The 19,945-nt window shown below is 47.7% G+C and carries 36 protein-coding genes; all 36 read right to left on the reverse strand.

Annotated features, from left to right (window positions below; genetic code table 11):
- Window positions 1-67: 67 nt before the first annotated feature.
- Window positions 68-712 (reverse strand): KinB-signaling pathway activation protein, encoded by a 645-nt coding sequence (locus EAT1B_RS08005; protein WP_012727642.1) that lies wholly within the window; start codon window positions 710-712, stop codon window positions 68-70.
- A gap of 11 nt (window positions 713-723) precedes the next feature.
- On the reverse strand, window positions 724-1,755 hold the full coding sequence (locus tag EAT1B_RS08010) for a P-loop NTPase (RefSeq protein ID WP_012727643.1): 1,032 nt from the start codon (window positions 1,753-1,755) through the stop codon (window positions 724-726).
- A gap of 134 nt (window positions 1,756-1,889) precedes the next feature.
- Window positions 1,890-2,282: a 30S ribosomal protein S9 gene (rpsI, locus tag EAT1B_RS08015; protein ID WP_012727644.1), complete on the reverse strand. Its 393-nt coding sequence runs from the start codon at window positions 2,280-2,282 to the stop codon at window positions 1,890-1,892.
- Window positions 2,283-2,307: 25 nt separating this feature from the next.
- Complete coding sequence (gene rplM, locus EAT1B_RS08020; protein WP_012727645.1) at window positions 2,308-2,745, reverse strand: 50S ribosomal protein L13; 438 nt, start codon at window positions 2,743-2,745, stop codon at window positions 2,308-2,310.
- Between the two features lie 143 nt (window positions 2,746-2,888).
- Window positions 2,889-3,629: a tRNA pseudouridine(38-40) synthase TruA gene (gene truA / locus EAT1B_RS08025; RefSeq protein WP_012727646.1), complete on the reverse strand. Its 741-nt coding sequence runs from the start codon at window positions 3,627-3,629 to the stop codon at window positions 2,889-2,891.
- A complete protein-coding gene (locus EAT1B_RS08030; RefSeq protein WP_012727647.1) occupies window positions 3,626-4,417 on the reverse strand; it encodes an energy-coupling factor transporter transmembrane protein EcfT in 792 nt (263 codons plus the stop codon). The genes truA and EAT1B_RS08030 overlap by 4 nt, the downstream gene beginning before the upstream one ends.
- Complete coding sequence (locus tag EAT1B_RS08035) at window positions 4,414-5,292, reverse strand: energy-coupling factor transporter ATPase (protein ID WP_012727648.1); 879 nt, start codon at window positions 5,290-5,292, stop codon at window positions 4,414-4,416. The genes EAT1B_RS08030 and EAT1B_RS08035 overlap by 4 nt, the downstream gene beginning before the upstream one ends.
- On the reverse strand, window positions 5,268-6,104 hold the full coding sequence (locus tag EAT1B_RS08040; protein WP_012727649.1) for an energy-coupling factor transporter ATPase: 837 nt from the start codon (window positions 6,102-6,104) through the stop codon (window positions 5,268-5,270). Before EAT1B_RS08040 ends, EAT1B_RS08035 begins: the two co-directional genes overlap by 25 nt.
- Before the next feature lie 69 nt (window positions 6,105-6,173).
- Entirely contained in the window at window positions 6,174-6,527 is a 354-nt protein-coding gene (gene rplQ / locus EAT1B_RS08045; protein WP_012727650.1) for a 50S ribosomal protein L17, read from the reverse strand.
- A 24-nt stretch (window positions 6,528-6,551) separates the two neighbouring features.
- Window positions 6,552-7,496 carry a DNA-directed RNA polymerase subunit alpha gene (locus EAT1B_RS08050; protein ID WP_012727651.1) on the reverse strand — a complete coding sequence of 315 codons (945 nt, stop codon included), beginning with the start codon at window positions 7,494-7,496 and terminating at the stop codon, window positions 6,552-6,554.
- Window positions 7,497-7,588: 92 nt separating this feature from the next.
- On the reverse strand, window positions 7,589-7,984 hold the full coding sequence (rpsK, locus tag EAT1B_RS08055; RefSeq protein ID WP_012727652.1) for a 30S ribosomal protein S11: 396 nt from the start codon (window positions 7,982-7,984) through the stop codon (window positions 7,589-7,591).
- Between the two features lie 16 nt (window positions 7,985-8,000).
- The gene (gene rpsM / locus EAT1B_RS08060; RefSeq protein WP_012727653.1) at window positions 8,001-8,366 is read right to left on the reverse strand and encodes a 30S ribosomal protein S13; all 366 of its coding nucleotides are present in this window, start codon (window positions 8,364-8,366) and stop codon (window positions 8,001-8,003) included.
- 19 nt (window positions 8,367-8,385) lie between these two features.
- Window positions 8,386-8,499: a 50S ribosomal protein L36 gene (rpmJ, locus tag EAT1B_RS08065; RefSeq protein ID WP_003156543.1), complete on the reverse strand. Its 114-nt coding sequence runs from the start codon at window positions 8,497-8,499 to the stop codon at window positions 8,386-8,388.
- Window positions 8,500-8,529: 30 nt separating this feature from the next.
- Window positions 8,530-8,748 carry a translation initiation factor IF-1 gene (gene infA / locus EAT1B_RS08070; RefSeq protein ID WP_021066622.1) on the reverse strand — a complete coding sequence of 73 codons (219 nt, stop codon included), beginning with the start codon at window positions 8,746-8,748 and terminating at the stop codon, window positions 8,530-8,532.
- A gap of 105 nt (window positions 8,749-8,853) precedes the next feature.
- Window positions 8,854-9,612, reverse strand: a complete 759-nt coding sequence (map, locus tag EAT1B_RS08075) for a type I methionyl aminopeptidase (protein WP_012727655.1) — start codon at window positions 9,610-9,612, stop codon at window positions 8,854-8,856.
- The gene (locus tag EAT1B_RS08080; protein ID WP_012727656.1) at window positions 9,609-10,259 is read right to left on the reverse strand and encodes an adenylate kinase; all 651 of its coding nucleotides are present in this window, start codon (window positions 10,257-10,259) and stop codon (window positions 9,609-9,611) included. Before EAT1B_RS08080 ends, map begins: the two co-directional genes overlap by 4 nt.
- A 79-nt stretch (window positions 10,260-10,338) precedes the next feature.
- Window positions 10,339-11,628 carry a preprotein translocase subunit SecY gene (secY, locus tag EAT1B_RS08085; RefSeq protein WP_012727657.1) on the reverse strand — a complete coding sequence of 430 codons (1,290 nt, stop codon included), beginning with the start codon at window positions 11,626-11,628 and terminating at the stop codon, window positions 10,339-10,341.
- On the reverse strand, window positions 11,628-12,068 hold the full coding sequence (gene rplO, locus EAT1B_RS08090; RefSeq protein WP_012727658.1) for a 50S ribosomal protein L15: 441 nt from the start codon (window positions 12,066-12,068) through the stop codon (window positions 11,628-11,630). Before rplO ends, secY begins: the two co-directional genes overlap by 1 nt.
- Before the next feature lie 31 nt (window positions 12,069-12,099).
- The gene (gene rpmD, locus EAT1B_RS08095) at window positions 12,100-12,285 is read right to left on the reverse strand and encodes a 50S ribosomal protein L30 (protein WP_012727659.1); all 186 of its coding nucleotides are present in this window, start codon (window positions 12,283-12,285) and stop codon (window positions 12,100-12,102) included.
- 15 nt (window positions 12,286-12,300) lie between these two features.
- Window positions 12,301-12,801, reverse strand: coding sequence for a 30S ribosomal protein S5 (gene rpsE, locus EAT1B_RS08100; protein ID WP_012727660.1), 501 nt, complete (start codon window positions 12,799-12,801; stop codon window positions 12,301-12,303).
- A gap of 20 nt (window positions 12,802-12,821) precedes the next feature.
- On the reverse strand, window positions 12,822-13,184 hold the full coding sequence (gene rplR, locus EAT1B_RS08105; RefSeq protein WP_012727661.1) for a 50S ribosomal protein L18: 363 nt from the start codon (window positions 13,182-13,184) through the stop codon (window positions 12,822-12,824).
- 34 nt (window positions 13,185-13,218) lie between these two features.
- Window positions 13,219-13,758: a 50S ribosomal protein L6 gene (gene rplF / locus EAT1B_RS08110; protein ID WP_012727662.1), complete on the reverse strand. Its 540-nt coding sequence runs from the start codon at window positions 13,756-13,758 to the stop codon at window positions 13,219-13,221.
- A gap of 33 nt (window positions 13,759-13,791) precedes the next feature.
- Window positions 13,792-14,190, reverse strand: a complete 399-nt coding sequence (gene rpsH, locus EAT1B_RS08115; RefSeq protein ID WP_012727663.1) for a 30S ribosomal protein S8 — start codon at window positions 14,188-14,190, stop codon at window positions 13,792-13,794.
- Window positions 14,191-14,221: 31 nt separating this feature from the next.
- Window positions 14,222-14,491 carry a 30S ribosomal protein S14 gene (rpsN, locus tag EAT1B_RS08120; RefSeq protein ID WP_012727664.1) on the reverse strand — a complete coding sequence of 90 codons (270 nt, stop codon included), beginning with the start codon at window positions 14,489-14,491 and terminating at the stop codon, window positions 14,222-14,224.
- 20 nt (window positions 14,492-14,511) lie between these two features.
- Window positions 14,512-15,051, reverse strand: coding sequence for a 50S ribosomal protein L5 (gene rplE / locus EAT1B_RS08125; protein ID WP_012727665.1), 540 nt, complete (start codon window positions 15,049-15,051; stop codon window positions 14,512-14,514).
- Between the two features lie 32 nt (window positions 15,052-15,083).
- The gene (rplX, locus tag EAT1B_RS08130) at window positions 15,084-15,392 is read right to left on the reverse strand and encodes a 50S ribosomal protein L24 (protein WP_012727666.1); all 309 of its coding nucleotides are present in this window, start codon (window positions 15,390-15,392) and stop codon (window positions 15,084-15,086) included.
- Between the two features lie 36 nt (window positions 15,393-15,428).
- Window positions 15,429-15,797 (reverse strand): 50S ribosomal protein L14, encoded by a 369-nt coding sequence (gene rplN, locus EAT1B_RS08135; RefSeq protein WP_012727667.1) that lies wholly within the window; start codon window positions 15,795-15,797, stop codon window positions 15,429-15,431.
- A 44-nt stretch (window positions 15,798-15,841) separates the two neighbouring features.
- A complete protein-coding gene (gene rpsQ / locus EAT1B_RS08140) occupies window positions 15,842-16,102 on the reverse strand; it encodes a 30S ribosomal protein S17 (protein WP_012727668.1) in 261 nt (86 codons plus the stop codon).
- Window positions 16,103-16,134: 32 nt separating this feature from the next.
- On the reverse strand, window positions 16,135-16,338 hold the full coding sequence (gene rpmC, locus EAT1B_RS08145; RefSeq protein WP_012727669.1) for a 50S ribosomal protein L29: 204 nt from the start codon (window positions 16,336-16,338) through the stop codon (window positions 16,135-16,137).
- Window positions 16,325-16,762, reverse strand: coding sequence for a 50S ribosomal protein L16 (gene rplP / locus EAT1B_RS08150; RefSeq protein WP_012727670.1), 438 nt, complete (start codon window positions 16,760-16,762; stop codon window positions 16,325-16,327). Before rplP ends, rpmC begins: the two co-directional genes overlap by 14 nt.
- A 32-nt stretch (window positions 16,763-16,794) precedes the next feature.
- Window positions 16,795-17,454, reverse strand: a complete 660-nt coding sequence (rpsC, locus tag EAT1B_RS08155) for a 30S ribosomal protein S3 (protein ID WP_012727671.1) — start codon at window positions 17,452-17,454, stop codon at window positions 16,795-16,797.
- 13 nt (window positions 17,455-17,467) lie between these two features.
- Complete coding sequence (rplV, locus tag EAT1B_RS08160) at window positions 17,468-17,800, reverse strand: 50S ribosomal protein L22 (protein ID WP_012727672.1); 333 nt, start codon at window positions 17,798-17,800, stop codon at window positions 17,468-17,470.
- 20 nt (window positions 17,801-17,820) lie between these two features.
- The gene (rpsS, locus tag EAT1B_RS08165) at window positions 17,821-18,096 is read right to left on the reverse strand and encodes a 30S ribosomal protein S19 (protein ID WP_012727673.1); all 276 of its coding nucleotides are present in this window, start codon (window positions 18,094-18,096) and stop codon (window positions 17,821-17,823) included.
- Between the two features lie 66 nt (window positions 18,097-18,162).
- Window positions 18,163-18,993 carry a 50S ribosomal protein L2 gene (gene rplB, locus EAT1B_RS08170; RefSeq protein ID WP_012727674.1) on the reverse strand — a complete coding sequence of 277 codons (831 nt, stop codon included), beginning with the start codon at window positions 18,991-18,993 and terminating at the stop codon, window positions 18,163-18,165.
- 34 nt (window positions 18,994-19,027) lie between these two features.
- Complete coding sequence (gene rplW, locus EAT1B_RS08175) at window positions 19,028-19,309, reverse strand: 50S ribosomal protein L23 (RefSeq protein WP_012727675.1); 282 nt, start codon at window positions 19,307-19,309, stop codon at window positions 19,028-19,030.
- Entirely contained in the window at window positions 19,309-19,932 is a 624-nt protein-coding gene (rplD, locus tag EAT1B_RS08180; protein ID WP_012727676.1) for a 50S ribosomal protein L4, read from the reverse strand. The genes rplW and rplD overlap by 1 nt, the downstream gene beginning before the upstream one ends.
- Window positions 19,933-19,945 lie beyond the last annotated feature (13 nt).

The following is a 19,945-nucleotide window of genomic DNA, read 5'->3' on the forward strand; positions in this document are numbered from 1 at the left end:
CATGACTGAAAGAAAAAACGGTCGTGGATTAACCCCTGAGAAGGAGTAATCCACAACCGCTTGATCATTATGACGACTTAGAAGACATCTGTTTCTTTGTTTTCTTCTTCACTGTTTCTGATGAAGTCGACTCCACAACTTGTCCAGTCTGTTGGAAGCGATGAAGCATTAATACCTGATAGGCGTTCGCAAACACCAATGTGGCTAGTGCCGGCCAGAGCAATGGAATCTCGTCCGTTGTTTGCAAAGCTGGAATCCATTCAATTAACGTAATGACAGTCATTAAGAAAAGTGTCGGGATGAAAGCACTCTTATTTGTTTGTTTCGCCTTACTCGCAGCAACGACCCAAGCGACAATGAGTAACACAAGCATCTCACCGATGTAACGCCACATGTGATCATTACCGAATGCGAGCATCCGTAAGTAGACGGCATCAAAAATCGCAAAAGCGATTAGTAACACTTGAACGCGATTCCATAGACGTGGCCCTCTAAACAAGTCGAGTCCGACTCGATGAATAATCAAATAGGCAAAGAAGCCCATCATGCTGATCCCCGTCCATGTACTCGAATAACTAAGCGCCGTGACAATTGCCTCCCAGGACTGACTGACCAAATAACCCGGGTTCGCCAATAAATTCATTAGGAACCCGAACAACGTCCCGAATACGAGCGTTGTCCAAAACAAACGTAAAAAACCTTGTACTTTCATCTCTCACCGATTCACCCTTCTATTTGTTTAATGACTGCTTGCGCCAACTCATCATACGTATGCTCAAACGGATGTCCATCCCGATAGACAGAAGGTGCGAAGTCCTCTTCATTGTCGTACGGTTGGCCGAGCGGGATTTGAGCAAGAAGCTTACTCTTCAGTGCTTCTGATAGCTTTTCTCCACCGCCGTATCCGAATACGTATTCCTTCTCGCCCGTTACCTTACTTTCGAAGTAGGCCATGTTCTCGATGATTCCCAACACTTTATGGTTCGTTTTGATTGCCATCGCTCCAGCACGTGCCGCAACGAATGCCGCTGTCGCATGAGGTGTCGTGACAATCAATTCCTGACATGATGGGAGCATGGAATGGATATCGAGCGCGACATCTCCTGTTCCTGGCGGTAAATCGAGCAACAGATAGTCAAGATCGCCCCACTCGACGTCATTGAAGAAGTTATTTAACATCTTCCCGAGCATCGGTCCACGCCAGATGACCGGCGCATTGTCTTCCACGAAGAATCCCATCGAGATGACTTTCACGCCAAACCGCTCCACTGGAATGATCTTCTCGCCGCGAACAACCGGTCGTTCCTCGATGCCGAGCATATCTGGAACACTGAAGCCGTAAATATCCGCATCGATCAACCCGACCTTTTTACCCGCTCGCGCAAGCGCGACAGCCAAGTTGACGGATACTGTTGATTTTCCTACGCCACCCTTACCAGAAGCGATGGCGATAAACGTCGTCCCTGAGTTTTCACGAAGGATCGCCGGTTTTGTCGCTTCCTTCAAACTTTCGTCGTTCAATGCTTCAAAGCGAAGCCCGACCGTCTTAAAACCTTTCCCCTTGAGCAATGTGACGATTTCTTGTTGTAACTGAAGCTGTTCCCCGCTCCCAGTTTGACCGAGTGCCACTTTTACACTGACATAGTCTTCTTTGATTCGGATGTCTTTTACCCCTGCTGTATCTCCAAGCGTTCGGTTGATCGTCGGATCAACAAGCCCTGCCAATTCCTCGCGTACTTGCTCTACTGTAAGCATATTGCTTCCCCCTTCTAACTGTTTCGATATCAGTATATCAAAAAAAGCGTTTTCTTGACGGGTTCGGAATCGACTATTTCAAACAAAAAACTCTCCACCCGAAAGGATGGAGAGTTCGAACCACTTCGCGAAGATTAACGCTTCGAGAATTGTGGTGCGCGACGTGCTGCTTTAAGACCGTATTTTTTACGTTCTTTCATACGAGCGTCACGAGTTAAGAAGCCTTTTTCTTTGAGGCTTGGACGGAATTCTGGGTCCGCTTGAAGAAGCGCACGTGATACGCCGTGGCGAATTGCTCCAGCTTGTCCAGTGTATCCACCACCGTTAACGTTAACGATTACATCGTATTTACCTTCTGTTTCAGTCAATACGAGTGGTGATTTAGCCATCATGATCAAAGTCTCATGACCGAAGTATTCTGAGATATCGCGGCCATTTACAACAACTTTACCGTCACCTGCAACGAGGTGAACGCGAGCCACCGAGTGTTTGCGGCGGCCTGTTCCGTAGTAACGTACATCTGCCATCGTTTAGTTCCTCCCTGTGTCTCGATTAACCGCGAAGTTCGTAAACTTCTGGTTTTTGTGCTTCGTGCTTGTGTTCAGCTCCAGCGTAAACGTGGAGTTTGTTGAATTGTTGACGACCGAGTGATCCTTTTGGAAGCATCCCTTTGATCGCGAGTTCAAGCATACGCTCTGGACGTTTTGCGAGAAGCTCTTTTGCAGTTTGTGATTTCAAACCGCCTGGATGACCTGAATGACGGTAGTAGATCTTGTCATTCAATTTGTTACCAGTCAATTTGATTTTCTCAGCGTTGATGATGATGACGTGGTCTCCGCAATCAACGTGTGGTGTGAAAGTCGGCTTGTGCTTACCGCGAAGAAGTGAAGCTACTTCACTAGTCAAACGACCAAGTGTTTTGCCTTCTGCGTCGATAAGGAGCCATTTGCGTTCTACTTCAGATGCTTTAGCCATGAATGTTGTGCGCATGTGGAATACCTCCTAGAAATGTCTGTTCACTTAATTTTTTGATGCTTTATCATAATCCTAGTTTACGGGGCTAAGATTGTGGTTCATCTCTAAATTTGAAAATGAAATGCCAATGAATATAATACGATTTTATAAGGGGAATGTCAATCTACTTTTTCATAATTCACATTCCACAAATACAAACCGTGTGGGGGCGCCGTAATCCCCGCCACGCGGCGGTCCTTCGCCTCCAGCATTTGTGTGATATCTGCGGGCTGATACTTCCCTCTCCCCACCTCGATGACCGTCCCTACCATGATGCGGACTTGGTTGTATAGAAAACCCGAGCCAACGAACCGGAATATGATCTCGTCCCCCATCTCGAGCACTTCTGCTTCGTAGATGGTGCGGACCCGATCTTCGACTTCTGCCTTTGTCACAGAGAACGACGTAAAGTCGTGAGTCCCAATCAACCGCTCCATCGCTTGACGCATCGCCTCAAGGCTCAGCTTATACGTCACGGTCGCAGCATAATGCCGACGAAACGGATCCTCGGTCTGACGGATATGATAGCGATACTCTTTTCGCTTCGCACCGTAACGTGCATGAAACGTATCATCCATTTCTTCCGCCTGTTTAACGAGGATATCGTCTGGTAGCATGGCGTTTAACGCTTTGACGAAGCGCTCAGCCGGCATCTCTAACGTCGTATCAAAGTGAATCACCTGCCCTAACGCATGGACGCGAGCATCTGTACGACCTGAGGCGATGATTTTCACCGGATGACGATGCATACGTGCCAAGACGGATTCAATCTCCGCTTGAATGGTATTGCCATTCGGTTGTACCTGATATCCCGCATAATGTGTCCCGTCATAGGCGACAATCAGTTTAATTCGTCTCATCCAATCCCTCTCAATCCAAACAAAATGAGTGTCAACGCGACAAAGATGAGCAATACGGCTGTGTCTCGCATTTGCCACTCCATCTCACGCAACCTCGTCCGCCCTTCTCCCCCACGGTAGCCGCGGGCCTCCATGGCCGTAGCAAGGTCCTCAGCACGCTTAAACGCGGAGATGAACAATGGAATCAAGAGCGGGATGACCCCTTTTAGGCGGGATTTCCAAGGTCCACTCATCAAATCGACCCCACGCGCCTGCTGGGCTTTCATGATCCGGTCCGTCTCATCTGCAAGCGTCGGTAGGAAACGAAGTGAGATGGAGAGCATCAACGCAATCTCATGGGCCGGCACACGAATCCGTTCGAATGGTCGTAGCCCTGCTTCAATCGAATCGGTCAATTCCATCGGTGTCGTCGTCAACGTCACGAGTGTCGTCAACATGACGAGATAAAAGAAGCGCAGCGAGACAATCAGCCCCATTCGAATTCCTTCCGAATAAATCGCAATCGGTCCTAATTCGAACAGGAGTGTGCCGTCTCGATTGAATAACAGTTGTAAAATCAACGTGAAGACGATCAAAAATAAGATCATGCGAAGACCGTTCCATAAATAGCGCCACGATAACTGTGACAGTTTGACCGCAAACAACGTGAACGCGAGTAAAAACAAATTCGTCCATACGTTGTCAGCTAAAAAGACAACCGGGATGAACCCTAAAATGAAGAGCGTCTTGGCACGCGCATCGAGGGAATGAAGCCACGAATGTCCAGGTATATATTGACCGATAATCATGTCGCTCCCCCTTTCAGCCGTTCCGCCACCCAATCCGCCAGCTCGCTCTCGGTTCGTACGAGCGGGATTGCCGTTTCCCCAAGAACTGGCGCCATGTCACGCGCGAAGCGTAGGACGTGCGGGATGTCGAGCTGGAGACGTCGTACCAGAGCCTCGTCTTGGAACAATTCAAACGGATCTCCATCAAACGCCACCTGACCACGCTCCATCACGATGACGCGCTCCGCATAGGCGAGAACATCATCCATATCGTGCGAGACAAGAATCAACGTAAGGTTCAACTCTTCTCGCAAACGTTTGAACAAGGCGAGCATGTCCCGTCTCCCGATCGGGTCGAGACCCGCTGTCGGTTCATCGACAATGAGCACATCAGGCCGGCTCGCTAAAACACCCGCAATCGCGACACGGCGCATCTGTCCACCTGAGAGATCAAACGGCGAACGGTCCCATAACGTTTCATCCAAGCCAACAAGACGAAGGGCCTCGTGGGCTCGCTCTTTCGCTTCGGCATCTGTCGCGCCAAAGTTGCGCGGACCGAACATGACGTCGCGTTCGACCGTCTCTTCAAACAATTGGTGCTCTGGATATTGAAAGACGAGCCCAACGCGACGCCGAAGCGGTAAAAGATTCTGTTTCTTGTCACGACGCGTCCGAATCGGGGTGACAGTGATATCATCGACCACCACACGTCCGTCAGTCGGGCGCAATAAGCCGTTCATATGTTGAACGAGTGTCGATTTTCCCGAGCCAGTATGCCCAAGAAACGCAACAAGCGCTCCCGACGGAATGGTTACATTCACATCGCGCAGCGCGGTTCGTTCAAACGGAGTATTCATTTGGTATTGATATGTTACTTCTTCAATGCGTATCGGCATAGATGGTTCACCAACTCCGAATGTTGTAGCATCAGACGATCGAGTGGAATGCCACGTGCCTTCAGTTCGAGTTGCATCCGAACGATAAACGGGACATCTAGTTGAATGTCACGAAGCGTATCTGGATCTTGAAACACGTCTTCAGGTGTGCCGGTCATCGCAATCTTGCCTTTCGACAATGCAATGATACGGTCGGCAAACAACACTTCGTCGAGCTCGTGTGTAATGGCGACAACGGTCATCCCTTCCGAGACGAGCTGTCGTACCGTTTGTAATACCTCTTGTCGCCCAATCGGGTCGAGCATGGAGGTCGCTTCATCGAGCACGAGGACACGCGGGCGCATTGCGAGAGCCGCAGCTATCGCAACGCGCTGCTTTTGTCCACCGGATAACTGATGCGGTTCACGGTCCGCTAGTTCCGATAATCCAACGCGCGCTAGACTGTCATCAATTCGACGAACCATTTCTTGACGTGGAAGTCCCATGTTTTCGAGAGAAAATGCCACATCATCGCGCACGGTCGCCCCGACAAATTGATTGTCGGGATTTTGAAAGACGACCCCGATCCGCGTTCGAACGTCCCACACGTCTGCGGCGTTTGACGGATCGAGTGTCTCGACGCGAACTTCCCCCTGTTCAGGAATGAGAAGTCCGTTCCACAACTTCGTCAGTGTCGACTTGCCAGAACCATTATGGCCGACAATCGCAAGCCATTCCCCTTTATATACATCGAGCGATAGGCCGTTAAGCGCCGGCTCAGACTGTCCAGGGTAATGAAATACGACATCCCGTACCATAATTTGTGATTCCATGGGTCGACTCCTTTCTGATGTGGAAACAGGGCAATACGTCACCGCATGCCCTGTTGACTGCCTAATGAATTAGACGAGTTCGATGATTACAACTTCTGCACCATCACCGCGGCGTGGGCCGACTTTCATGATGCGCGTGTATCCACCTTGACGTTCAGCGTAGCGTGGTGCCACGTCTTCGAACAATTTTTGGATTGCGTCTTTTTCTCCAGCGTTCTCCTTGCGAACGAATGAAGCTACTTGACGACGGGCATGAAGATCGCCACGTTTCCCAAGAGTGATCAATTTTTCAACGACTGGGCGAAGTTCTTTCGCTTTTTGTTCAGTTGTTTGAATGCGCTCGTTGATGATTAGGTCAGTTGCAAGATCACGCAAAAGCGCCTTGCGTTGCGAGCTTGTACGGCCAAGTTTCGAATAAGCCATTACATTTCCCTCCTTCGGTTGAACTTAGTCTTCTTTACGCAAGCCCAAACCGAGTTCGTCCAACTTGTGTTGAACTTCTTCGAGTGATTTACGTCCGAGGTTACGAACTTTCATCATCTCTTCCTCTGATTTGTTTGCGAGTTCTTGAACAGTGTTGATGCCAGCGCGCTTCAAGCAGTTGTACGAACGAACTGAGAGATCGAGTTCTTCAATCGTCATTTCGAGTACTTTTTCTTTTTGGTCTTCTTCTTTCTCGACCATAATTTCTGCGTTGAGAGCTTCATCTGTCAAACCAACGAAGATGTTCAAGTGTTCAGTCAAAATTTTAGCCCCTAATGATACAGCTTCTTCCGGACGAATTGAACCATCTGTCCACACGTCTAACAAAAGCTTATCGAAGCTAGCGTCTTGACCGACACGTGTTTTATCTACTTCGTAGTTCACGCGTTGAATCGGTGTATAGATCGAATCGATTGGAATGACCCCAATCGGCATATCATCACGTTTGTTATCTTCTGCCTGGACGTAACCACGACCACGGCGAGCAGTCAAACGCATGCGAAGCGTCGCATTGTCAGCGAGAGTCGCGATGTGGAGCTCAGGATTCAAGATTTCAACGTCGCTATCATGGGTAATGTCTGCCGCAGTGACAGCACCGGCACTTGAAACGTTAATCTCAAGCGTTTTCTCTTCTTCCGAGTACACTTTGAGTGCCAACTTCTTGAGGTTGAGTACGATTTGAGTGACGTCTTCGACAACACCGTCAATCGTAGAGAACTCGTGAAGCACGCCATCGATTTGAACCGCTGTTACCGCTGCACCTGGGAGCGATGACAATAGAATTCGACGTAGTGAGTTACCGAGAGTAGTGCCATATCCACGTTCAAGCGGTTCTACTACGAATTTACCAAACGTAGCGTCCTCGCTGATTTCGACCGTTTCGATCTTTGGTTTTTCAATCTCGATCATCTGAACCCCTCCTTGAGTATATCCTGCCGTGCAGTTTGAGCTGCTAAAGTATAAGCTGTCGTGCTAGGTAAACCCCTCACACGCTCAAGCGATTATACGCGGCGACGTTTTGGAGGGCGGCAACCGTTGTGCGGAACTGGAGTTACGTCACGGATTGCAGTAACTTCGAGACCAGTAGCTTGGAGCGCACGGATAGCCGCTTCACGTCCAGCACCAGGACCTTTAACGTTAACTTCTACTGTACGCATACCGTTGTCCATTGCAACTTTCGCTGCAGTTTCAGCAGCCATTTGTGCTGCGAACGGAGTCGATTTACGTGATCCTTTAAATCCAAGGTTACCAGAAGTAGCCCATGAGATCGCGTTACCTTGCGTATCAGTGATTGTGATGATTGTGTTGTTGAATGTAGAACGGATGTGTACCACACCGACTTCAACATGTTTTTTAACTTTACGTTTAGAACGTACGTTTTGCTTACGTTTCGCCATTGTTCAATTCCCTCCTTTACTTCTTCTTGTTCGCTACTGTACGGCGTGGGCCTTTACGAGTACGCGAGTTGTTCTTCGTGTTTTGACCGCGAACAGGGAGACTACGGCGATGACGGATACCGCGGTATGCGCCGATCTCGATCAAACGTTTGATGTTAAGTGAAACTTCACGACGAAGGTCACCTTCAACTTTGATTCCGTCAATTGCTTCACGGATACGGTTGAGTTCATCTTCAGTAAGGTCGCGTGTGCGTGTCTCTTCAGATACGTTAGCAGCCTTCAAAATTTCTTGTGCTTTTGTTTTACCAATACCATAGATGTATGTGAGCGAAATAACGATACGTTTTTCGCGTGGAATATCTACACCAGCAATACGTGCCATGTGTGCACCTCCTCTGAAATTAACCTTGTTTTTGTTTGTGTTTCGGGTTTTCGCAAATTACCATTACTTTACCCTTACGGCGAATAACTTTACATTTTTCGCAAATCGGTTTTACCGACGGTCTTACTTTCATGAGTATACCCTCCTCCTGGAAAAATCGGAGTTACTTATAACGGTACGTAATCCGCCCGCGAGTCAAGTCGTATGGAGACAACTCAACAGTTACGCGGTCACCTGGAAGGATCCGAATGTAGTGCATCCGAATTTTCCCTGAGACGTGCGCGAGCACCGTGTGGCCGTTTTCTAACTCCACTTTAAACATTGCGTTCGGAAGTGGTTCGACAACAGTGCCTTCCACTTCAATGACATCTTGTTTCGCCATCATTTATTCCCCTTTCTATATGAAAATCTTTAGGAGCACAGACGATCTATTGCCATCTACTGTGAGAGAAGGATCCAGAACGGATCAGTATGAAACAATAGAGCCTCATTCACCGGAATCGAGTTTCGTTAAAATCTCGTATCCATCGTCTGTGATGGCGATGGTGTGCTCAAAGTGGGCGCACATGCTACCGTCCACGGTGACAACTGTCCAGTTATCAGCCAGTGTTCGAACATAGCGTTGACCAGCATTAACCATTGGTTCAATGGCTAACGTCATCCCAGTCTTCAGGCGCGGCCCTTTCCCCGGTGGACCATAGTGTGGAATTTGCGGTTCTTCATGCAAATTTTGTCCAACACCATGACCGACGTATTCGCGGACGACAGAAAAGTCATTTGATTCAACATATGCTTGAATCGCATGCGAAATATCTGTCAATCGCCCTCCAGCCTTGGCGTGCTCCAATCCTTTATACAGACTTTCTTCGGTTACGTCAAGTAGCCGCTGTGTCTCTTCTGAGATTGTTCCCACTGGATAAGTCCAAGCGGAATCTCCATGGTATCCATTATAGTAGGCACCGATGTCGATTGAGATAATATCTCCATCCTTCAATACCCGTTTTCCTGGAATGCCATGAACAAGCTCTTCGTTCACCGAAGCGCAAACACTACCGGTAAAACCGTTATAGCCTTTGAACGATGGCGTCGCACCTTGGCTGCGAATGTAATCTTCCGCAATCCGGTCGAGCTCAAGCGTCGTGATTCCTGGTTTAATGTGCTGTTTGAGCACCTGGTGCGTTCGAGCAACAATTTGCCCAGCCTCACGCATAATCGCAATTTCACGAGGCGTCTTCGTGATGATCATTCAGTATCACCGAGTAATGCTTTGACATCGGCATATACGACATCGATTGGACGATCTCCATCCAATGTACGAAGATACCCTTTTTCAGCGTAAAAGTCAATGAGTGGTTTCGATTGCTCGATGTTGACGTCAAGGCGACGGCGAACCGTTTCCTCTTTATCGTCTTCACGTTGCATGAGTGCCGACCCATCCACATCACAGATGCCTTCCACTTTTGGTGGGTTGAAGATCACGTGATATGTCGCACCACACGTTGGGCAGATCCAACGACCTGTCAAGCGTGGAACGAGAATTTCCGCATCCACATCGATGTTGACGACGTGGTCAATCTGTTTCCCCAAATCTTTAAGCAAACTTTCGAGTGCCTCTGCTTGAGCAACAGTACGCGGGAATCCATCGAGTAAGAAACCTTTTTCTGTGTCATCTTGGCTAAGGCGTTCACGTACGATTCCGATTGTTACCTCGTCCGGTACGAGTTCACCTTTATCCATGAATGACTTGGCTTCTTTACCGAGTGGCGTTCCGCCTTTGATTGCCGCACGAAACATGTCGCCTGTCGAAATGTGAGGGATTTGGTACTCTTCTACGATTTTAGCCGCTTGAGTCCCTTTCCCAGCACCCGGTAAGCCCATGAGTACTAGATTCATCTCGGTTAGCCTCCAGTTTTGATTTTCACGAAGGGCTTGTAAACACGACAGGAAGGAAGGGTCAACCCTTCCTTCCGCTTTAACGGATAAAGCCTTTATAGTGTCGTTTTACAAGTTGACTTTCGATTTGTTTCATCGTTTCGAGGGCTACCCCGATGACGATCAACAAGCTCGTTCCTCCGATTTGAACGGAAGTTGGAAGACCGGCAAGCTTAATGAAGATTGTCGGCATGATCGCCACGAGCGATAAGAAGATCGCTCCGAAGAAAGTCAATCGATACAGCAACTTCGTGATGTACTGTTCTGTTTGCGCCCCAGGACGAATCCCAGGAATATAACCACCTTGCTTCTGCAGGTTTTCTGCCATTTGTTCAGGGTTGACCTGAATAAATGTATAGAAGTAGGCAAACGCAATGATTAACGCAACGTAAATCGACATTCCGATTGGCGCCGTCGTGTCAAAGTACGTTTGTAATTTTTGCGTTGTCTCCGGCGAAGCAATGAAGCTTGCAACAGTTGGTGGTGTTACCATGAAGGAAATCGCGAAGATAACCGGGATAACACCTGCTGCGTTTAGTTTGATTGGCAAGTGCGTCGACTGACCGCCCACTGGGGTACGGTTCGCCGTGCGTTTTGCATATTGGATTGGAATTTTGCGCGCCGCTTGTTGAACATAAATGATCCCAACCGTCACAGCCAAAATAACAAGTGCCAATACAACCAAGTAAACGATATTAATGAACAATGCATCTCCAGCGTTTTGGAGTTTTGTTTCATAAATCTGCGTGAAGATTCTTGGGAACCCGGCGACGATACCGGCGAAGATGATGATGGAAATACCATTCCCAACACCTTTCTCCGTTGTCATTTCACCAAGGAACATCAAGAACGCTGTACCCGCAGTGAGTACAATCGCGATCACAAAGTAAGTTGCCGTTCCCCACGTCTCATTGACGAGACCTGGGTAGAGGCGGTTAAATCCAAACGACAATGAAGTCGCTTGGACAAAGCCTAAGATGATCGTCCCATAGCGCGTGACCGTCGCTAACTTTTTACGGCCCGCCTCTCCTTGTTTAGCCCATTCGGCAAACTTTGGAACGACGTCCATTTGTAAAAGTTGCACAACGATCGATGCCGTAATGTACGGCATGATCCCCATTGCGAACAAGGAGAAGTTCTGTAAAGCATTTCCTCCAAACAAGTTCAAGAAGTCAAGAAGACCTCCTGAGTCAAAACGCAACACATCCGTATTCACCATCGGCACCGGGATATGAGCCCCGATGCGGAAAATGATGATGATTGCGAGTGTGAAGAGAATACGCTGTCGAATATCTTTCACGCGCCACATATTGGAGATCGTCTGAAACATCAGATCACCTCAACTGTACCGCCAGCTGCTTCGATTGCTTCTTTCGCTGCACCCGAGAACTTGTTGGCTTTTACAGTCAATTTAGTTTCAAGCTTGCCGTTAGCAAGGACCTTGATTCCGTCTTTAGCAGAGCTGACAACACCAGTCTCGATTAAGAGTTCTGGAGTAACTTCAGTACCTGCTTCGAAACGGTTAAGCGTGTCTAGGGAAACAACCGCGTACTCTTTACGAGTTGGGTTGTTGAAACCGCGTTTTGGAAGACGACGGTAAAGTGGGTTTTGTCCACCTTCAAATCCTGGACGAACGCCACCGCCCGAACGAGCTTTTTGACCTTTGTGTCCACGACCAGAAGTTTTACCGTTACCAGTCGCCATACCGCGACCGACACGGTTACGTTCGTGACGTGAACCTGGAGTTGGCTTCAATTCATGGAGTTTCATAGTGGCACCTCCTTATTTATTAAAATCTTTATTATTCGTTGATTTCTTTTACAGTCACAAGGTGCGACACTTTGTTGATCATACCGCGCATCGCGACGTTGTCTGGGACAACGACCGTTTGATGCATTTTGCGAAGACCGAGTGTACGTACAGTAACACGCTGACCTTCCGGACGACCAATTGTGCTGCGTGTGAGGGTGATTGCGAGTTTCGCCATGTCTAGTTCCCTCCCTTAGTTAAGAAGTTCTTCTACGCTTTTACCACGTAGTTTAGCAACTTCCTCTGCTTTTTTGAGCTCAGTCAAGCCCTGTACCGTCGCACGGACGATGTTGATCGGTGTGTTTGAACCTAACGATTTCGAAAGGATGTCACCTACACCTGCAAGTTCGAGCACCGCACGAACTGGACCACCAGCGATAACCCCAGTACCTTCAGAAGCTGGTTTCATGAATACACGACCTGCTCCGAATACTCCTGTGATTTCGTGTGGAATTGTTGTACCAACCATAGGTACTTGTACCATGTTTTTCTTAGCGGCTTCAATAGCCTTGCGAATCGCTTCTGGCACCTCTTGTGCCTTACCTGTACCGAAACCGACGTGACCATTTTTGTCACCTACGACTACGAGAGCAGCAAAACGGAAGCGGCGGCCACCTTTTACGACTTTCGCGACGCGGTTTACGGTAACAACGCGTTCTTCAAGTTGTTCCATGTTAACGTCTAACTGGCGCATCGAGTGTCCCCTCCTTTTTATTAGAATTTAAGACCTGCTTCACGAGCTGCTTCTGCAACAGCTTTGACGCGGCCATGATAGAGGTATCCACCACGGTCGAACACAACTGTGTCGATACCTTTCTCGAGTGCACGTTCTGCAGCAAGTTTACCAACAGCTTTCGCTGCTTCAACGTTACCGCCATTTGTAAGATCGAGAGCTTTATCTTTCGAAGATGCAGACACAAGCGTTGTTTGTGCCGCGTCATCGATAAGTTGAACGTAAATGTGCTTGCTCGAACGGAATACGTTCAAACGTGGACGAGCTGCTGTCCCCGTGATCGTACGACGTACGCGAGCATGACGTTTTTTACGAACTGCATTTTTATCTGCCTTTGTGATCATTTATGCCACTCCTTTCCGTTCATTTCGTGACGAATTACTTACCAGTCTTACCTTCTTTACGGCGAATACGTTCATCAGAGTAACGAACACCTTTACCTTTATAAGGTTCTGGAGCACGGTACGAGCGGATTTGAGCAGCAACGTGACCGACGCGCTCTTTGTTAATCCCTTTTACGATGATTTGCGTGTTTGAAGGAACTTCGATTTCGATACCTTCCTCAGCAACGTACTCGATTGGGTGCGAGTAGCCGAGGTTGAGGACGAGTTTGTTACCTTGCTTCGTAGCACGGTAACCAACCCCCGAGATCTCAAGTGTTTTTTGGAATCCGTTCGACACACCTTGTACCATGTTGGCAATAAGGGCACGTGTCGTACCGTGAATTGTGCGGCTTTCTTTCGATTCGTCTGGACGAACAACCGTCAATTCGTTCTCTTCAACTTTGATTTCCAATGCCGGGTTAGCTGAAAGCGAAAGTTCACCTTTAGCACCTTTTACTGTGACCGTGTTGTCATTAGCAACTGTTACAGTAACGCCAGCAGGAATCGTAACTGGTTTTTTACCAATACGTGACATTGATTACACCTCCGTTCTTGTTAGAAAAGTGACTTACCAGATGTAGGCGATCACTTCGCCGCCGACTTGTTGTTGGCGAGCTTCTTTATCAGTCATAAGACCTTTAGATGTCGAAAGAACTGCGATCCCGAGTCCTCCGAGTACTTTAGGTACTTCATCAGCTTTTGCGTATACGCGAAGACCTGGTTTCGAAATACGTTTGAGACCAGTGATTACACGTTCGTTGCTTGCTCCATATTTAAGGAAAAGACGAAGTGTACCTTGTTTAGCGTCCTCGATATATTCAACATCGCGAATGAAACCTTCACGCTTAAGGATTTCAGCGATCTCACGTTTAATGTTCGAAGCTGGAAGCTCCATTTTTTCATGGCGAACCATGTTAGCGTTACGGATACGTGTAAGCATATCTGCAATAGGGTCTGTCATTACCATGCGATGTACCTCCTTTCACACTGTTAGTGGATTACCAGCTTGCTTTTTTAACACCAGGGATTTGACCTTTGTATGCAAGATCACGGAACTTGATACGGCTGATCCCGAATTTACCCATGTAACCATGCGGACGACCTGTGATGCTGCAACGGTTGTGCAAGCGTACAGGTGACGAGTTACGTGGCAATTTGCTGAGTCCGATATAATCGCCTTCAGCTTTCAACTTCGCACGCTTTTCAGCGTACTGGGCAACGAGTTTCTCGCGTTTAAGTTCGCGATTCACCATTGACTTTTTAGCCATGTTGTCGACCTCCCTCTAGATTATTTTTGGAATGGCATACCGAGAAGTGTGAGCAATTCACGTGCTTCTTCGTCTGTGTTTGCTGTTGTAACAACAACGATGTCCATACCGCGTACTTTAGATACTTTATCGTAATCGATCTCAGGGAAAATAAGTTGCTCTTTCACGCCAAGCGTGTAGTTACCGCGTCCGTCGAATGCTTTCTTCGATACACCGCGGAAGTCACGTACACGTGGAAGTGAAACAGTTACCAATTTGTCGAGGAAATCGTACATGCGCTCGCCACGAAGTGTAACCTTCGCACCGATTGGCATACCTTCACGAAGTTTGAAACCAGCGATTGATTTCTTCGCTTTCGTTACGAGTGGTTTTTGACCTGAAAGAATTGTTAATTCTTCAACTGCCATGTCAAGTGCTTTCGAGTTCGATACAGCGTCACCTACACCCATGTTGATGACAATCTTTTCGATTTTCGGTACTTGCATGACCGAGTCATAGTTGAATTTATCCATCATCGCTTTCACGATGTCGCTTTTATACTTCTCTTGCAAACGGTTCATAGTCGAATGGACCTCCTTTCGTCACGTTCTTCTTATTTATCGAGTGATTCGCCCGATTTCGCGACACGAACTTTTTTACCATCGACTACTTTGAAACCAACACGAGTTGGTTTGCCAGTTTTAGGGTCGAGTGGCATTACGTTCGAGACGTGAATTGGTGCTTCGATCTCAAGGATCCCGCCTTGTGGATTCGCTTGTGAAGGTTTCGCGTGTTTTTTCATCACGTTTACGCCTTCAACCACTACGCGGTTTTTGCTTGGCATAGCTTTGAGGATAACCCCTTGCTTGCCTTTATCTTTACCAGACATTACCTGGACTGTATCGCCTTTTTTAACATGCATCGTTTGCGCACCTCCTTATAGGATTGAAATTGGAAATTAAAGTACTTCCGGTGCCAACGAAACGATCTTCATGAATTCTTTTTCACGAAGTTCACGTGCAACTGGCCCGAAGATCCGTGTGCCGCGTGGGCTCTTGTCATCTTTGATAATGACTGCTGCGTTCTCATCGAAACGGATGTACGAACCATCTTTACGACGAGCGCCGCGTTTTGTACGAACGACAACTGCTCTGACAACGTCACCTTTTTTAACAACGCCACCTGGTGTTGCTTGTTTTACCGTTGCGACGATGATGTCACCGATGTTTGCAGTCTTACGACCAGAACCACCGAGAACTTTAATTGTCAACAGTTCACGCGCGCCAGAGTTGTCTGCTACTTTCAAGCGAGATTCTTGTTGAATCATGCGAGTGTACCTCCCTCCGGATGTTTAATAAATCCGAACTGTTATTAGATGATTACTGATTCTTCTACTACTGTTACAAGACGGAAACGTTTGTCTTTAGAAAGAGGACGTGTTTCCGCGATGCGAACGATATCGCCCACTTTAGCGACGTTGTTCTCATCGTGTGCTTTGTATTTCTTCGTGTAGTTTACACGTTTGCCATAAAGTTTATGACGAACCTTTGTTTCTACTGCGACGACGATCGTTTTGTCCATTTTGTCAGACACGACGCGACCAGTGAACACTTTACGGTTGTTGCGTTCCATGAGTGTTACCTCCTCTCAAGAATCCGATGTAATTAGCCGTTGTTGATGCCGAGTTCGCGTTCACGAAGAATCGTTTTAGCACGCGCAATCGACTTGCGTACTTCACGGATACGAGCAGGATTCTCAAGCTGACCTGTAGCAAGTTGGAAGCGAAGGTTAAAGAGTTCTTCTTTCCACTCGCCCACTTTACCGTTGAGCTCTTCAGTTGTTGATTGACGGAGATCAGTTGCTTTCATTCGTATCACCACCATTTTCTTCACGTTTCACGAACTTACATTTTACTGGAAGTTTGTGCGATGCAAGACGAAGTGCCTCACGTGCCACTTCCTCAGATACACCTGCGATTTCGAACATTACTTTGCCAGGCTTAACTACAGCTACCCAGCCTTCTGGAGCACCTTTACCCGAACCCATTCGGACTTCGAGAGGCTTTTTAGTGTACGGCTTGTGTGGGAAGATCTTGATCCACACTTTACCACCACGTTTCATATAACGTGTCATTGCAATACGTGCTGATTCGATTTGACGGTTTGTAATCCAGCTCGCTTCGAGAGCTTGGAGACCGAACTCACCGAAGTGTACAGTTGTGCCGCGTTTAGCGTTCCCGCGCATTTTGCCACGGTGTACACGACGATATTTCACGCGTTTAGGTAACAACATAGTGTGTTGCCTCCTTCCTGAAAGAGTGTTTATTATTCAGCGTTTTTCGCTGTGTTGTTTTTTGTTGGAAGAACTTCACCGTGGTATAACCAAACTTTTACGCCGATTTTACCGTAAGTTGTGTCAGCTTCAGCTGTTCCGTAGTCGATGTCGGCACGGAGTGTGTGAAGTGGAACTGTTCCTTCCGAGTACTTCTCTGAACGAGCGATATCAGCGCCACCAAGACGACCAGAAACTTCTGTTTTGATCCCTTTGATGCCAGTACGCATCGAACGTTGAATAGATTGTTTCATTGCACGACGGAATGATACGCGACCTTCCAATTGACGAGCAATGTTTTCTGCTACAAGCTTCGCAACAGCGTCAGCGTTTTTCACTTCAACAACGTTGATGTGAACGCGTTTTCCGTCAGCGATTTTTGTAATGTGTTTACGGAGTGATTCGATTTCAGAACCACCTTTACCGATTACCATACCTGGCTTCGCAGTGTGAAGCGAAATGTTCACGCGGTTTGCAGCGCGTTCGATTTCAACTTTAGAAACACTAGCATCCTTCATTTTGTTTTCGATGTATTCACGAATAACGAAGTCTTCATGAAGGAGATCAGCGTAGTCTTTCTCAGCGTACCAACGCGAATCCCAGTCTTTGATAACACCAACGCGAAGACCGTGCGGATTTACCTTTTGACCCACTACATATCCCTCCTTATTTCTCAGTTACCACGATGTGGATGTGGCTTGTGCGTTTGTTAATACGGCTTGCGCGACCCATCGCACGTGGGCGGAAGCGTTTGAGTGTTGGACCTTCGTTTACGTAAGCTTCTGTTACAACGAGGTTCTCAATGTTCATATCGTAGTTGTGCTCTGCGTTAGCAATCGCTGATTTTAATACTTTTTCAACGACTGGCGATGCTGCCTTGTTCGTGTGAGCAAGGACAGAGAGCGCTTCGCCGACTTGTTTCCCGCGAATTAAGTCTACAACGAGACGTGCTTTGCGAGGAGCAAGACGGACCATATTAGCTGATGCTTTAGCTTGCATGGATTTGACCTCCCCTCAAATTACCGTTTCGTTTTCTTGTCTGATCCGTGACCTTTGTACGTGCGTGTTGGAGCGAATTCACCAAGTTTGTGACCAACCATGTCTTCTGTCACGAATACTGGTACGTGTTTACGACCATCGTGCACACCGAACGTGTGACCCATGAATTCTGGGAAGATCGTCGAGCGACGTGACCAAGTTTTGATGACTTGCTTCTCACCAGATTCGTTGAGTTTGTCAACTTTAGCGAGTAAGTGGTGATCTGCGAATGGACCTTTTTTCAAGCTGCGACCCATGTTAGAACCTCCCTTTGGAATGATTCGGGAACGGCCCTTTCGAACCGCCCGAGAATCATGTAGTAATTATTTCTTACGGCGACGAAGGATGTACATGTCGCTCGATTTGTTTTTCTTACGAGTCTTAAGACCAAGAGCTGGTTTACCCCAAGGAGTAAGTGGGCCCGAACGACCGATTGGCGCACGACCTTCACCACCACCGTGTGGGTGATCAACCGGGTTCATTACAGAACCACGTACTGTTGGGCGTTTGCCTAACCAACGTGAACGTCCTGCTTTACCGATGTTTACGAGTTCGTGTTCTTCGTTACCAACTGAACCGATTGTCGCGCGGCAAGTGCCGAGGAACAAGCGTGATTCACCTGATTGAAGACGAACGATGACGTACTTGCCGTCACGTCCTTGGATTTGTGCCGATGCACCAGCCGCACGAACTAGCTGACCGCCTTTACCAGGCTTAAGCTCGATGTTGTGGATTGTTGTACCGACAGGGATGTTTACGAGTGGAAGAGCGTTCCCCACTTTGATATCCGCTTCAGGACCAGACATGATTTCCATGCCTACTTTGATGCCCTTAGGAGCGAGGATGTAACGTTTCTCACCATCTACATAGTTGATGAGTGCGATGTTTGCTGAACGGTTTGGATCGTATTCGATCGTTGCTACGCGTCCTGCAACGCCATCTTTGTTACGTTTGAAATCGATGATACGGTATTTACGCTTGTGACCGCCACCTTGGTGACGAACAGTCAAGCGACCTTGGTTGTTACGTCCGCCTTTTTTCGAAAGCTTTTCAGTTAACGATTTTTCAGGGCGATTCGTTGTGATCTCTGCAAAGTCGAGAGATGTCATGTTACGACGACCGTTAGTGGTCGGCTTAAACTTTTTGATTGCCATCGAGGATTCCCTCCTTTTCTTCTAAGGTAGTTAATTAACCGAGGAAGTCGATTGTGTTGCCTTCAGCAAGGGTTACGATCGCTTTTTTACGACGAGCTGTGTAACCAGAGTGACGACCGACACGTTTCGCTTTCGGTTTGTAGTTCATTGTGTTTACCGAAGCAACTTTCACGTTGAAGATTGTTTCGATAGCGTGTTTCACTTGCGATTTAGTCGCTTTTACGTCGATTTCGAAAACGTATTTGTTAGCTTCCATGAGGCTAACTGAACGCTCAGTGATGATCGGACGTTTGATGATATCGTATGCTTGAGCCATTATGCAAGCACCTCCTCTACCTTCGCAACCGCATCTTTAGTGAAGATGACTTTGTCGTTAGCAACGAGGTCAAGAACGTTTACGCCTGCTGCGTCGATCACAGTCACTCCTGGGATGTTACGAGCTGCGAGAGCGATAGTCTCATTGTAGTCCGCTGTGACTACAAGAGCCTTACGTTCTACTGATAAGCTGTTGAGTACAGCAGCCATATCTTTTGTTTTTGGTGCATCGAAAGCAAGGCCTTCGAGGACGATGATTTCGTTGTTTTGTACTTTCGACGAAAGAGCCGAGAGAAGTGCTAAACGACGAACCTTCTTAGGAAGTTTGTAAGAGTATGAACGTGGTGTTGGACCGAAGACTGTACCACCACCAACCCATTGTGGTGAGCGGATAGAACCTTGGCGCGCACGACCAGTTCCCTTTTGTTTCCATGGTTTACGGCCGCCACCGCGTACTTCCGAGCGACCTTTCGTATCGTGAGTACCTTGACGGCGTGATGCTTGTTGCATGACGATTGCGTCGTAAAGTACTGATTCGTTTGGCTCGATTCCGAAGATGGCTTCTGCCAATTCGATTTCGCCAACTTGTGAACCTGTTTGGTTAAGCAAAGCTACTTTAGGCATTCGTAATTCCTCC

Origin of the sequence: Exiguobacterium sp. AT1b, assembly GCF_000023045.1 — a bacterium.
Lineage (GTDB): Bacteria > Bacillota > Bacilli > Exiguobacteriales > Exiguobacteriaceae > Exiguobacterium.